Annotated in this window: 12 protein-coding genes; 4 read left to right on the top strand and 8 right to left on the bottom strand. The window is 63.8% G+C overall.

The features are described 5' to 3' along the window. Window positions 1-14: 14 nt before the first annotated feature. The 4 genes from glyA to AC3WLX_RS23820 all read right to left on the bottom strand — a co-directional run bounded on the left by glyA (window position 15) and on the right by AC3WLX_RS23820 (window position 4,728). Complete coding sequence (gene glyA / locus AC3WLX_RS23835; RefSeq protein ID WP_492337805.1) at window positions 15-1,313, bottom strand: serine hydroxymethyltransferase; 1,299 nt, start codon at window positions 1,311-1,313, stop codon at window positions 15-17. Between the two features lie 255 nt (window positions 1,314-1,568). After that, window positions 1,569-1,790 carry a hypothetical protein gene (locus AC3WLX_RS23830; RefSeq protein WP_291624532.1) on the bottom strand — a complete coding sequence of 74 codons (222 nt, stop codon included), beginning with the start codon at window positions 1,788-1,790 and terminating at the stop codon, window positions 1,569-1,571. A 36-nt stretch (window positions 1,791-1,826) separates the two neighbouring features. Continuing rightward, window positions 1,827-2,063, bottom strand: coding sequence for a hypothetical protein (locus AC3WLX_RS23825; protein WP_291624533.1), 237 nt, complete (start codon window positions 2,061-2,063; stop codon window positions 1,827-1,829). Window positions 2,064-2,181: 118 nt separating this feature from the next. Continuing rightward, complete coding sequence (locus tag AC3WLX_RS23820) at window positions 2,182-4,728, bottom strand: autotransporter outer membrane beta-barrel domain-containing protein (RefSeq protein ID WP_492337804.1); 2,547 nt, start codon at window positions 4,726-4,728, stop codon at window positions 2,182-2,184. Window positions 4,729-4,937: 209 nt separating this feature from the next. On the opposite strand from AC3WLX_RS23820, the gene AC3WLX_RS23815 reads away from it, so the two are divergent. After that, the gene (locus AC3WLX_RS23815; RefSeq protein WP_291624535.1) at window positions 4,938-5,948 is read left to right on the top strand and encodes an AraC family transcriptional regulator; all 1,011 of its coding nucleotides are present in this window, start codon (window positions 4,938-4,940) and stop codon (window positions 5,946-5,948) included. A 170-nt stretch (window positions 5,949-6,118) separates the two neighbouring features. Here the strand turns inward: AC3WLX_RS23815 and ldtR are convergent, their stop codons facing one another. Then, window positions 6,119-6,637: a transcriptional regulator LdtR gene (ldtR, locus tag AC3WLX_RS23810; protein ID WP_061024738.1), complete on the bottom strand. Its 519-nt coding sequence runs from the start codon at window positions 6,635-6,637 to the stop codon at window positions 6,119-6,121. Between the two features lie 507 nt (window positions 6,638-7,144). Next, the gene (locus AC3WLX_RS23805) at window positions 7,145-7,648 is read right to left on the bottom strand and encodes a DUF6163 family protein (protein WP_291624536.1); all 504 of its coding nucleotides are present in this window, start codon (window positions 7,646-7,648) and stop codon (window positions 7,145-7,147) included. Window positions 7,649-7,770: 122 nt separating this feature from the next. Here AC3WLX_RS23805 and hemB point away from each other — a divergent pair, with 122 nt between their 5' ends. From hemB to AC3WLX_RS23790, 3 genes are all read left to right on the top strand, one after another. After that, the gene (hemB, locus tag AC3WLX_RS23800; protein ID WP_291624537.1) at window positions 7,771-8,832 is read left to right on the top strand and encodes a porphobilinogen synthase; all 1,062 of its coding nucleotides are present in this window, start codon (window positions 7,771-7,773) and stop codon (window positions 8,830-8,832) included. Window positions 8,833-9,098: 266 nt separating this feature from the next. Continuing rightward, window positions 9,099-9,638: an RDD family protein gene (locus tag AC3WLX_RS23795; protein WP_291624538.1), complete on the top strand. Its 540-nt coding sequence runs from the start codon at window positions 9,099-9,101 to the stop codon at window positions 9,636-9,638. A 68-nt stretch (window positions 9,639-9,706) separates the two neighbouring features. After that, window positions 9,707-10,483, top strand: coding sequence for an arginyltransferase (locus AC3WLX_RS23790; RefSeq protein ID WP_291624539.1), 777 nt, complete (start codon window positions 9,707-9,709; stop codon window positions 10,481-10,483). Window positions 10,484-10,501: 18 nt separating this feature from the next. On the opposite strand, the gene AC3WLX_RS23785 is transcribed toward AC3WLX_RS23790, so the two are convergent. Both AC3WLX_RS23785 and AC3WLX_RS23780 read right to left on the bottom strand, forming a co-directional pair. Beyond that, entirely contained in the window at window positions 10,502-11,980 is a 1,479-nt protein-coding gene (locus tag AC3WLX_RS23785; protein WP_492337803.1) for a Dyp-type peroxidase, read from the bottom strand. Continuing rightward, complete coding sequence (locus tag AC3WLX_RS23780) at window positions 11,977-13,791, bottom strand: hypothetical protein (protein WP_492337802.1); 1,815 nt, start codon at window positions 13,789-13,791, stop codon at window positions 11,977-11,979. Before AC3WLX_RS23780 ends, AC3WLX_RS23785 begins: the two co-directional genes overlap by 4 nt. Window positions 13,792-13,800: the final 9 nt, after the last annotated feature.

Below are 13,800 nucleotides of genomic sequence, written 5' to 3'. Positions count from 1 at the left end.
CGCTTGGCCTAGCCTTACTGGTAGATCGGGAACCGGTCGGTGAGCGCCTTGACTCGATCCTTGATCGCGGCCTCCACCAGCGGCGCCTTGCCGTCGGACGACTGTGCGATCGCGTTTAGGACTTCGGCGATCATGCCGCCGACCTGCTGGAATTCGGCCACGCCGAAGCCGCGCGTGGTCGCCGCGGGCGTGCCGAGACGAATGCCTGAGGTGACGAATGGCGACTCAGGATCGAAAGGAATGCCGTTCTTGTTGCAGGTGATGGCGGCGCGAACCAGCGCCTTCTCCGAGGCGTTGCCCTTGAGGCCCTTGGGCCGGAGATCGACCAGCATCAAATGGTTGTCGGTGCCCCCGGAGACGATATCGAAGCCATGGCTCTTCATCGTCTCGGCCAGGGCCTTGGCGTTCTCGACGACGTTCTTGGCGTAGACCTTGAAGTCCGGCCGCAGCGCCTCGCCGAGAGCGACCGCCTTGGCCGCGATCACATGCATCAGGGGACCGCCCTGCAGGCCCGGGAAGATCGCCGAGTTGAGCTTCTTGGTCAGCGTCTCGTCATTCCACAGCATCAGGCCGCCGCGCGGACCGCGCAGCGATTTATGCGTCGTGGTGGTGGTGACGTGCGCGTACGGCACGGGCGAGGCGTGCACGCCGCCGGCGACGAGCCCGGCAAAATGCGCCATGTCGACAAGGAGATACGCACCGACGCTGTCCGCGATCTCGCGGAAGCGCTTGAAGTCCCAGGCGCGCGAATAGGCGGAGCCGCCGGCGATGATCAGCTTCGGCTTGACCTGCTCGGCCTGCTTCGCCACCGCGTCCATGTCGATGATCTGGTCCTCGCGGCGCACGGTGTAGTGCGCGGCCTTGAACCACTTGCCGCTCATGTTGACGGGCGAGCCATGAGTGAGATGGCCGCCGGCGGCGAGATCGAGACCCATGAAGGTGTCACCGGGCTGCAGCAGCGCCAGGAACACCGCCTGGTTCATCTGGCTGCCGGAGTTCGGCTGCACGTTGGCGAAATTGGCGCCGAACAGCTTCTTGGCGCGATCGATCGCAAGGTTCTCGGCGACGTCGACCCACTCACAACCGCCGTAGTACCGCGCGCCCGGATAACCTTCCGCGTATTTGTTGGTCATCACCGAACCCTGCGCTTCCAGCACGGCCCGGCTGACGATGTTCTCGGAGGCGATCAGCTCCACCTCGTGGCGCTGACGGCCGAGCTCGCCCTTGATGGCGGCGGCGATTTCGGGATCGGCCTGCTCGAGCGAGGCGGTGAAAAACGAATCGGGCGCGGAGGCGGTCTTTGCGAGGGTCATCTTGCGAATATCTCCACCGCCGCAGCCTTGAGGCGGGCTACGGGCGGGTCTGGTGTGGCGGTCGGAAGCACGCGCGATCTACCACATCGCCCGCAACAGGCCAAGTAGTTGCGGGTCGGGCCTGGTATTTATGCAAGATATGGTGGGATTGGAGATTTTCAGCCCTGGAGCGGTTTCATGGAACCGCTCCTCGTCAATATCCGGGCCAGAGCCGCTTTATCGCCAGCCAGCAGCCCTCGGGCGGGCGGCTCCTTCTTAAAGCCCCGTATACCCCGCCTTCACGGGGTCCACGCTGCCGTCCAGTTGGCGCAGGTAGGTCAGGCCGCAGACCGTCAACCTGTGAGTGTCCGTCTCCCCCGCTTCCATCAGGGTGTTGAGGTAGTTCGTGACTTTTTCACGCGCCTCAGTGCTGGCTGCCGCGGTGCGGTTGGCGAGCAGGTCGTAGGTCTGCATGATGCGGTCGATGGCAGCTTGCATGGCATCCTCTGGTTGGTCGCGATTTCTCGAGATTGTTCAGGCCACCGCTCTGGCCTCGGACTTCGCCTGAAATCGGGCGATCGCCACGTTGGCCAGCCTGATCTTGTTGAATTCGCCTTGCTGGAGCAGCTTCAAAATAATCCCAAGCAGGCGTTCGTCGGTGACAAGCGAGTCGGGGATCGCGCCGGAACGCCTCAGATAATTTGCGGCGATGGCGTAGGCCTCACTCACGAGTTCCACGTTCATCGCCTGAAGCCCGCGCTCGACCAGCATCGCACCCTCCGGTTGGAAGCAATAACGACGACGCAGCGTTCTGGTTCCCTGCTCCGAGCCAACTTTTTGCAGTGCGAAAGGGTTTCGGTTCCTCGTCCCGGCCCGGACGAGCCGATGACTACCAGTTGACCCGCGCGCCGGCCTTTCCCGCCAAAGTGCGGGACACATCATTGGTGTAGGTGGCTTCGCCGGCTGCAAACAAGGTCAGGCGGCCCATTTGCCACTCAACCCCCGCGCTGGTGTACCCGCCTGCCACGCTGTTGCGCTCGGGGGTCGCTACGAGGAAGTTCTGCCCCAGCAACAAGAGATCGAGCAGACCGCCCGCGCTGCGTTGCTGGGCAAGCGCGCCCGCAGCAACGCGGGTTGTGACCCGGTTTCCGTTGGCGAGCGTCCTGGTGTTGGCGAAGGTGATCTCGGCCCGCTCCTCCCAGGCCTGAAAGTCGCGGCCGGCAGCGCTCATGTTGGCGGCGCCTGCGCCCGCCTCGGTATAGCCGCCAAAATGCGCGGTCACGTAGCGCACCTTCACCGCCGGCGTGACCGTGAAGCCGCGCCCATCGACATCAAGGCGGCGTCCGAACATCAGCGCCGGATTGACGAACCAGCCGCCATAAGACGCCGTTGCGGTTGCAAAGGCGAGACCGCCGCCGATGTTGCGCCCGCTGGAATTGTCGAGGCTTCCGCCGATCACCGAGAGATCCAGGAACGTGCCGCCCCAGGTCTTGCGGCCATAGGCGCCGCCGAACACGGCGTCGGTGCTGGTGCTTCCGGCGTTGAGATACAGGTTGGTCTTGTTGCTGCTGCCGCCTGCGAGCACCCCCAGCCTGAGGTCGGAACTGACCAGCCGCTCGTAGCCGACCGCGCCGCCAAAGCCTGTCGTCGTCCCGCCGATCAACGCGCCGTTGTCATGTTGCAGCCGCTGGCCGCCAAAGGCCTTGGCCCAGACCGCATTCCCGTCGCCATAATCTGCGCTTGCCCCCTTGAACGCTGGAGCCGGGGCAAATCCCGGGGCGCCGGACGGAAAACTGGCGAATGCATCGAACGAAGACGCCGCCGGTTCGGGCGCTGCAAATGCACTGGCGGCGGCCATGCCCGGAGCAAACACGGGCGCATCGGGCAGGACCGAGCCGATCCATCCGGTGATGTCCATGATCGCGCGGTTCTGCGCGCCGAAGCTGGAGACATCGGCAACGATGATCTGGTTGGGCGTGACCACGTAGGGCTTCCCGGCGGTGGTCACCGTCGAAAGCGTCTTGTCGAAATTGGCGGTGTTCAGGATCCAGCTTCCGGGGCCGAAACTGACGGCGTCGGCGCCCCCGGTGAAATCGACCACGCCGCCGAAGCGCGCGCCGGGCAGCACGGTCAGACCGTCGGACTGTGCAGGCGTCGTCGCGCCGAACTGGATCGCCGTACCGCCTTCGCCGATGATTGTGCCGGAATTGACTACCGTCCCCGCTGCCGCAGTCAAAACACCGATGCCGGAAGGCCCGCTGCCCGTAATCGTCCCGAAGTTGGTCAGGTTGACGCCGCCGTTGAAGGTGCGAATGCCCGCGCCGCTGCCAGTGATCGTGCCCGAATTCGTGACGATCGCATCGAACGAGGCCTGCACGCCTGCCGAATGCTCACCGATGATCTTGCCAGAATTGGTGACTGTGGCGTACTGGGAACCAATGCCCTCCCAATAGCCGCGGATCAAACCGGAATTGGCAACGGTGACGTTCGAGGCGCTGACCGCCGCGCCATCAACGGCGATGATGGTGCCCGAATTCGTCACCTTCGCAATCGTGCCGGAAATGGCCGGGCCGAATCCATTGTTGAGGATGGACCCTGAATTGGTCACGTCGATCGTGCCGCTGGAAGAAGGTCCCACCGACGTCGACGTGATCACCCCCGAATTCACCAGCGTCAGGTTCGTTTGAGCATAGATGACGGTGCCGAAGGTGTCGGTCATCGCGATGGTGCCCGAATTGATCACCGTCGCGCTGCCGTTCACCGCATAGATGGCATTGTTCGCTGAACTGATCGAGCCCGAGTTGACAACGCTGATGTCGGCCAGGGCGTAGATGCCGTGCAAGTTTCCGACGATGCTGCCCGAATTGTTGATGGTGCTCGTGCCGGTGGCAAAGACGCCGTCAAAGCCCAAGCCGGTGATCGTCCCGGAATTCACGACGGTGATGTTGCTGCCGGTGACGCCATCGCTGACAGTACCGGTGATGGTTCCGAAATTCGTCACGACGCCGCTGAGACCCGCATCGACTCCGGCATAGCCGCTGATCGTGCCGAAATTGGTCACGGTCGCGCTGGTCGCACCAAAGATACCGCGGTCGTTGATTCCCTTGATCGTGCCCGAATTCACCACCGTCCCGGTGTTGAACCTGATGCCGTAGCTCGTCCCGGTCACCGACGCCCCCTGGACGATGGTGACCGCAAGACTGTCGATCCCGGCGGTGCCGTAACCGTTCGTGCCATTCTGATCCGTGGTGACGCCGGTACAGGTCGCCGAGACATTGTTGCCAGCAGCGGGAGTGCAGGCAGCCTGAGCCGGCGCCGAGAGCAGCGTCATGGCGGCAGAAGCTGCGGCAGCGATGACGAACAAGCGGCCCGGAGACGGCCCGAACGCGCGCGACGAGAGACCGGACATCGCGCGCGACAAATCGGACGGGGGCATTGCAAAGGCCTGAGGAGTCAAATCAATTGCGACCGATAAATTGCCGGTCCGTCATCGTACAATGGATTCGGGGTCTACAAAGCGCGGCGGATTGATTTTGAATTCAGCGGTCAACTCTCTGGTCCGGGAAGTCAAAATTGTCTTCGGTGCACGCGAGGCCCCGCTTTATAACCGGCTTCGAAACACGTTCGCGCATTCGCAGAAAGACCATGTCCTCCCCCATTCCGGTGCTGCATTTCGACACCAGTAATTTCCCTGAGACCGACAGATTCGACATTTGGCGCTCGGGCATCGCCACGCACCAGATCACCCGGGCGGGCTCGGCCGACGGCCCCTTCGAAGCCGTCGTGGATGCCTGGACCCTCGGCGACATGGTCGTGACGCATTCCCGTTTCGGCCCGGTCAGGATGGTGCGAACCGCCGAAATGGCGCAGGCCGATGGCCTCGACATGATCCAGGTCGTTTTCGTCAAAACCGGCGCGGTGACCTTCACCACCGAGGTCGAGCCCTCTCCGCGCACGATGCGACAAGGCGAGCTGGCCGCCTTCGACACGCGCCGGCCCCTGGTGACCGAGGGAACGGCGCTGGATTGCATCACCTGCACCGTCGCGCGACGCGCCTTCGAGCGAGCGGGATACGACCCCTCCACCCACGGCGTCATCATCGACGGTGCATGGGGCCGCCTCGTCGCCGACTTCCTGTTGTCGTTCGTGCAACAACTCGAGGAGATGACCGTCCAGGACGCCGCCAGCCTGTCGTCGGCCTTCGTCGGGCTGCTGGCGACGGTGCTGGGCGCGCGGCCGGCCGGCGGCGAGGCCGCGTCCCGCAGCTCGGTGACCTCGCTGCGCGAGCGCGCGGAAGCCTATATCGATCAGAACCTGTCATCCGACCGGCTCGATATCGCGGCCATGAGCCGGGCTCTGGCAACGTCGAAATCCAATCTCTATCGTGCCTTCGCCAATGCAGGCGGCGTCACGGCGTATATCCGAAAGCGACGGCTGGAGACGATCCACGCTCGCCTCAATGCCGGCGAAGCCCTCGCAATCGGCGACGTTGCGCGCGAATACGGTTTTCCGAGCGCGGCGCATTTCAGCCGGGCCTTTCGCAAGCAATTCGGGTTCAGCCCGCGGCGTGCACGCCTTGGCGGCCTATCAGACCCCGTCGTTGTGGCCGACGACGAGGTCGCCCTGTTTCGCCACTGGGAGGAGCGCTTGCGCTGAGATGCGAGCCGGGGAGGAAAGCGACCGCGCTATGCGGCGCTTCTGCAGACGCACGAACGGCGCACCGGTCCGGGGCAACTCCGGGCCGGCGCGCTTGGGGAAGTGAGGCACGTTCGGAAAGGGCTGCCGGTCTTGTTGCGGGCCGGCTTGGCCCTGATCCATTCGGAAGCTCAGAGGCGATAGAGGATCTGGTCGGTCCAGAACCGCTCGAGACGGTGCAGCGACTTGTTGAGGGTCGCGAACTCGTCGCCGGAGATGCCGCCGACCTGCTCCACCGTCTTGACGTGCTTCTGGTAGAGGCTGTCGACGATGCGGCGGACTTCCTGGCCCTGCGGGGTCAGGCGGATGCGCACCGAGCGGCGATCGACGCGCGAGCGCTGATGGTCGAGGAAGCCGAGCTCGACGAGCTTCTTCAGATTGTAGGAGACGTTGGAGCCGAGATAGTAGCCGCGCGTGCGCAGTTCGCCGGCCGTCAGCTCCTTGTCGCCGATGTTGTAGAGCAGGAGCGCCTGCACCGAGTTGATGTCCGCGCGGCCGCGGCGATCGAATTCGTCCTTGATCACGTCGAGGAGCCGGCGATGCAGCCGCTCCACCAGAGTCAACGCTTCCAGATAGAGCGACTGCACCGAACCCTGCTGGCCGGAGACGCGCTCTGCGGTATCTGCCGCAGTTGCGACGGCTTTCATCATGACACTTCCCCTGTTGTCGTTTTTATCGACACTTATTCGACGAAACTTGTGTCCCGCCTGATAGGTGCAACTTAAGGGGCGCCTTTTGAAGATCGGCTTAAATAAGAGAATAAAGAGATCATGAATTTAAGACAGTGAATTGCGGATTAAGCCTGTGCCACAAGCACTTTTCGAAAGCCTCTGTTGACCTTCGCAAGCTCCTGTTCACCCTCCGTCCGCCGCTGGTGTCACATTCCAGAACAGCCCCGCCCCGTTTCGAAACGTGCGCGTAAGAGCTGTGGCGGAACCGGCTGGTCAATGAAAACTTACCGCGAATTTTAGGCAACCAACGGTCAACCAAGCGCAATACTCTCGTGTCCCGGACAAGCGTCGCAAAGCGGCGCGCAGATCCGGGACCTGGAGAGCCACAAACGAAGTCGCGGAGAGATGGGCCCCGGCTCTGCCGCACATCACTGCGTGCTGCGCAGCGTCCGGGGCACGAGAGAGTGAGCGTTCAATCGTTGTCGCCTACGGCGGCCGCTCGCGCGCGGCCATCCAGGCGAGCCCGAGATAGGCGGCGAGCATGAAGGCCTCCACACCGACGACGATCAGGCTGCCGCCATAGATGCCGGGGAACATCAGCTCGATGACCGCCATCGACACCACGGTCGTCAGCCACACCACCGCGCCCCAGGGCGTGGCGAGCCAGAGGCCGACCGCGGCGACGAGTTCGATCACGGCGAAGTAGACGGTCGCGGCCTGCCAGGCCATCGACTGGTTCTCGAACGCCTCGTCCTCGCCACCGACGAAACCCGTGACCTGCGCCCAGTGATAGAGACCCTTGAGGATCGAGAGCAGCGCCATCACCCGCAGGAACAGCACCAGCCGGCGCGTCCAGACATTGTCGTCGGATGTCGACCGCTCCGACGAGATGGCCGCCACCGAGAGCACGCTCTCCCTGGCGGGGTCTCGGGCAGCGTCCCTGGCATTGGCGCCGTCACGGGCCGCATCGCGGGTTGAGATCTCGGACATGGCCCCTTCTGGCTGCTTCGCCCCGCAAAATCAATCGGCTGCTATCCCTTGCGGCAGGTCAAGCCGCGGTGACTGGAACCGTGGAAGCTGGTATAAGAATAATTCCAGCCGGAGGAAGAGTGATGGCGATCAAATACGGACGTCCGATCGAATTGCGCGAAGTGTCGCGCCAGGACAGCACGGCGGTGCCGCATGCCCTCGATCTGACCGTCCGTCCGCGCCGCAACCGCAAGGCCGAGTGGTCCCGGCGAATGGTGCGCGAGAACGTCCTCACCACCGACGACCTGATCTGGCCGCTGTTCCTGATCGACGGCACCAACAAGCGCGAGCAGATCGCCTCCATGCCCGGCGTCGACCGGCTCAGCGTCGATCAGGCCGTGCGCGAGGCCGAGCGCGCGATGAAGCTGACCATCCCCTGCATCGCGCTGTTTCCCTACACCGATCCCGCCTTGCGCGACGAGGAGGGCTCGGAGGCCACCAATCCGAACAATCTGGTCTGTCAGGCGGTGCGCGCGATCAAGAAGGAATTTCCGGAGATCGGCATCCTCTGCGACGTCGCGCTCGATCCCTTCACCAGTCACGGCCATGACGGCCTGATTTCCGACGGCAGGATCCTGAACGACGAAACCGTCGCCGTGCTGGTGCGCCAGGCCCTGGTGCAGGCCGAAGCCGGCTGCGACATCATCGCGCCCTCGGACATGATGGACGGCCGCGTCGCCGCAATCCGCGAAGGGCTGGACCGCTCGGGCCTGCTCGACGTGCAGATCATGGCCTATGCCGCCAAATATGCCTCCGCATTCTACGGCCCGTTCCGCGACGCGATCGGCTCGGCCAAGACGCTCACCGGCGACAAGCGCACCTATCAGATGGACAGCGCCAACACCGACGAGGCTCTGCGCGAGGTCGAGCTCGACATCGCCGAGGGCGCCGACATGGTGATGGTGAAGCCCGGCATGCCCTATCTCGACGTGGTGCGCCGCGTGAAGGACACGTTCGCAATGCCGACCTTCGCCTATCAGGTGTCCGGCGAATACGCGATGATCGCAGCCGCCGCGAACAATGGCTGGCTCGACGGCGAGCGCGCGATGATGGAGAGCCTGCTCGCCTTCAAGCGCGCCGGCGCCGACGGCGTGCTGAGCTACTTTGCGCCCAAGGCCGCGGAGAAGCTGCGGGCCCAGGGATGAGGTGCCTCCCGTGACCCGGACGCAACGCATCGCCGGAGCGCATCTCACCGCGATCTCGGCTGTGGCCTCTGGATCCCGGCTCTGCGCGCCGTTTCACGGCGCTTGTCCGGGACACGAGGGCGCAGTTGCACTCACCCCATCCTGACGCACCGGTCGCCGCCCCCGAATCGCCGGAATATTTCGGCTTGTTAATGCCCCTGCGCCCTTGGCACGGGGATGGCCTGTTCCCATGTCCTGCCTTGGGAGTTTTCCCTGGGAGAACGGATATGTCGTATTCGGATTCGGGCAACGCTTGGCGCAGTGACGGCGGGATGCAGCCCCACGCCTTTGACCCCTCTCTGAATCCGGAGCTGTTCCGCGGAGTGGCGACCCGGCGGGTATTCGCCTTCCTGATCGACATGGTCGTGATCACGGTGCCGGTGATCCTCGGCTACGTCTTCATCGCCTTGTTCGGCGTGGTCACGCTCGGCATCGGCTGGGCGCTGTTCTGGATCGCCTGGCCCGCCTCCGTGATCTGGGCCATCGTCTATTACGGCGCCAGCATCGGCGGACCGTCCTCCGCCACGGTGGGCATGCGCCTGATGGACCTGGAATTGCGCACCTGGTACGGCGCGCCAGGCTATTTCGTGCTAGGTGCAACGCATGCGGTGCTGTTCTGGGTGACGGTGTCGTTCCTGACGCCGTTCGTGGTGCTGGTCGGCCTTTTCAACGGCCGCCGTCGCCTGCTGCACGATTTCGTGCTGGGAACGGTCGTGATCAACAATTCGGTCCGCGTGCCCGCACCCCAGACGGCGCGAACCTGGTGAGCTAATCGATTGACCGTGGGCTTCTGGAGCGCGATGCTGATGCCTGTTTCGGAGGCCCACGACGTCCCTTGACCCAGCACTCGCGCGACACCCCACAATTCTACCTCACGGCGCCCTCCCCCTGCCCGTATCTGCCGGGCCGGCACGAGCGCAAGGTGTTCACGCATCTGGTCGGCGACCGCGCCGGGGACCTCAACGACCTCCTGACCCATGGCGGTTTCCGACGCAGCCAGTCGATCGCCTACCGTCCCGCCTGCGACCAGTGTCGCGCCTGCGTCTCGGTCCGGGTCGTCGCCAACGAGTTCCGGCCCTCCCGCAGCTTCCGCAAGGTGATGGCGCGCAATGCCGACATCATCGGCGAGCAGCGCAGCGCGGTGCCGACCTCCGAACAATATTCGGTGTTCCGCGCCTATCTCGACGCCCGCCACCGTCACGGCGGCATGGCCGACATGACCGTGCTCGACTACGCAATGATGGTGGAAGACAGCCATGTCGAGACCCGCGTCATCGAGTACCGCAAGCGCGGCCCGGACAGCGGCATCACCGGCCGCGGCGAGGAGCTGATCGCAGTCGCCCTCACCGACGTGCTCAGCGACGGCCTGTCGATGGTCTACTCGTTCTTCGAGCCGAGCCAGGTCAGCCGCTCGATGGGCACGTTCATGATCCTCGACCACATCGCCCGCGCCCGCCGGCAAGGGTTGCCGTATGTCTATCTCGGCTACTGGATCGAGGGCTCCAAGAAGATGGACTACAAGGCCCGCTTCCTGCCACAGCAGCGCCTCGCCCCCTCGGGCTGGCTGCGGATCGACGCACAGGGCGATACGGCGTCCGAGCCCCAGGACTGAGGTCCGACTTCGCGGCTTTCAGGGGGCCGCAGCTTCGGCCACCTCCGATGTCGCGAACCTTGCAGCCCCCTCCTCGCCGACGATGAATTTGAGCGCCGCAAGTCCCGGCAGGAAGAAGTAGCCTCCCCCGAGCGTCGTCGTGAAGTTCGCCAGGGAGACCTCGCCACCGCTGGGCAGGCCTGGCACCGACAGGGCCTTCGGGAAGGTTTGGGGGTCGGACGACCCGACCAGCGGATCGTCGGCGTGAAGGTTCACGAAACTCGGATTCCGCGCCCAACGCTGCTGGACGAACTCGAACTGCCGCTCGAGATCCGCATTGCAGGCGATGAAGAAGATGCCCTTGCGCGTCTCGCCGTTGCTGTCCTCGCGATACGGCCGCCCCCGACGAAGCAGCCTGTGCAGCTTGGTCGACCTGATGCTCGATTGGACGTCGACGCCCAGCGTATCCCGCGGATTCATCCGCCGGATGTGAGCCCCCTTCGGGCAAATGAAGCCGTTGGCATCGTCGACACGATAGCGGAACGCGTCGAGTTCGGAATCCGTCTTCGGATTGTTCGGGTCGTATGTCCATGCGAGCGGCCAGCCATTGTCCTGGCGCCCCATCAGCTTGTTGCAGATGTCCTGGCCATTCACCTCCCGAAAGCGATCGAACGCCGCCACGTCCTGCTCGATCTGGCGCACGGCGAGGTAGCTTCCGTTCAGGGCAAATCGGCCGCCGGGATGTTTGGCGAGGCCCGAAGGCCCCCACCCCTTCACGTCCGGGCAATAAGTGAGCTCGTCATATTCGTTGCGATAGCCGAGGATGAACTCTCCAGGCTGGACGACGCGGTCGTCATACAGGGCATCGGCCTCCTTCTTGTCCTTGCCTGACCGACGCAGTCGGACATTGTCGTCTTGCTTCAATCCCCTGATGACGGGCTGCGCAAGGCCGTCGCGAAACCCGAACGCCTCGCGCAATCTCTCTTCCTTGTCGCCTTCCCGTTTTCCAAATGAGCAAGGATCGTTATCGACCTGAATGGCGCTGAATATCGTCTCATCCGGGCGCGAAATGATCGGCCCGACGCCTCTCTCCGTCCATTCGGCAATCAGGACATGCACGGCATCGCCGCTGTCACCATCCACATCGGACCAGCGCCATGCGCGGGGATTGTCCCTCAGCAGCAACGCGCGCGCATCGCTGCCCATGCCGCTGCGGAAGGGTGTCGGGAATGGATAAAGGTTGTCTTCCACGCATCCGAGCTTTGTCAGCCCCGAAAAACTGAACGCGATCGCCGCAGCCCGCGCGAACGGATGCGTTCTCGACTTCTCGAGCTCCTTTGCGTTGGCTATGACGCCGCTCGCCACGAATTTTGCGAGCCACGTCCGGGCCGCCGTCTCCTGCCCGTCCCTGATCGTCAGCAGCCAAAACCGGGTGTCTTGCAGCCAGCCGTAGCCGCTCCTCAGCATTCCCTGGATGTCATCGAGATGGTGCGCGAGATGCGCTGCCTGAGCTTTCATGATTCGATGGCCCTCATGATCAGGTCGTCGTTGGCGTCGTTGCGCTCTCCGAACAGAGCATCGCGCAGTCCCGTTGCGAGGTTGATCTGCTCGACCGGCTCTTTGCGCGCGTCGAAGCGGAACATGTGCGGAAGCATGCTGTCGCGCGCATATGACTTGAAATGCAGCTCGCACTTCACGCCCCGGAACACGATGAATCGCGTCGGCGGGAAGCTGCGCGCATGGATGACGGCGGGTTGGCCGATCGCTGCCGGACCACGGGGCTTCAACGTGGTCCACCGCCAGGCGAGGTTGGTCCCGAACGTGGCGCCATTGATGAAATCGTCGAGATAGCCGCCGAAACTGCCATCGTAGTTCGAGCAGAACAGGTAGCGGCGTCCGCCCTCGATGATGTGCCAATGGCCGAAATGAATGCCCGGCGCACTACCCAGCCGGCTCTCGGTGAAGATCACACGTCCAAACAGCGTAACGATGCGCAGCGACACCCGGATCCACCAGGCACTCCAGCCGTTCGGACTGCGGAGATCCGTCAGGCTGATCATATGGGCGGTTTCGCGCACCACCAGCCCTTCGCTATTGTCGATCGACGGATCGACCTGTTGGGCGCGCGGCACATCCTCTTCGTACGGTTGAAAGAACCAGTTGCCGACCATCGCGAGATCCTGATTGATCCGGGACAGCAGGCCGACCGCGCAGATCAACACGACGATCGCGAGAATGAGGAAGGCGATAATTTGCCATCCAAGGAATTTGGCAGTCAATGCTTCGTATGCGTCCACGATCGTCCAGGGCCGGAAGATGAAGGCGAACGCGAGCGCGACGAGGGCTAAAGCGATCGGCACGCTGAGCAACAGGCCGATCCGATAGGTTAGCCATGACGACCACGTCTCCGCGGGCCGGTCGAGTTCGCGCCCCACGCTCTCCAGCCAGCGTCGCCACGTCCGGGAAAAGGCCGGCAGAGCGATCAGGAACAGCCATACCGAGACCCCAAGTCCGAGCAGCGCAAGTACGCTGCGGACACTGACGCCGAGCACCCAGCAGCTCGCCGCTGAAATGAGCCCCACGACGTCCGTCACACCGGAATAAGGCGGCCCGAACAGCCATGTGTAGAGGCCAAGCGCACCGCGCGGCACCGCACCGACCAGCCAGACTGCGATCAACCATAGCACGAACAGCGTCAGCACGTAGCCGACCTTTGCGGAGATGCTCGCGCCTTTGCCGCGCCAGTACGAACGCGGCGCCGGATCCAGTGCCCAGCGAAAACGGGGATTTTGGAATGCCCGTTGCCCGAGCGCCAGGGCGAAGGCCGATCGATCGTCGCCATACAGCATGGCTTGCTTCATGGCCCGCGCCTCGTCCCGGGTCCATTCGAGCAGCTCCTGCTCCTTCTCGATCTGCCGCGCCGTTCGGTCACGGGCACCGATGAAGCCGCCATCGGCGATGCTGAGATGCTTCATCAACATCTTGTGCAGCTTGTCGTTGCGTTCGCTCCGCAGTGCTGTGGCATCGCCTGGCCAGAACGAGCGGTACAGCGACCACATCGCCTCGCTCCAATGGTAGACGAGCCGGTAGAGCATATCGTAGGGGTCGATTCCCTCTTCGATCGCAAGCTCGAGCATCAACAAGGGCCTGTTGTCATCTGCGTCGGCCCTGGCCGGCAACAACGCGATGGAAGCGAACTGAACCACCTCCACGTCCTGGAACAGAGAGTACAGCCCCTTGGAAACGGGGCTGTCTTCCGAAAGATCGGTCGTGCCGTTCCAGCCTGGCACTACGATGCAGATCATCTGCTGGCGGACTATCTCGAGCATGCCCGTCCA

The sequence above is a fragment of the Bradyrhizobium sp. FW305-F6 genome (assembly GCF_058782905.1).
This window is presented reverse-complemented; position numbering and strand designations above follow the sequence as displayed.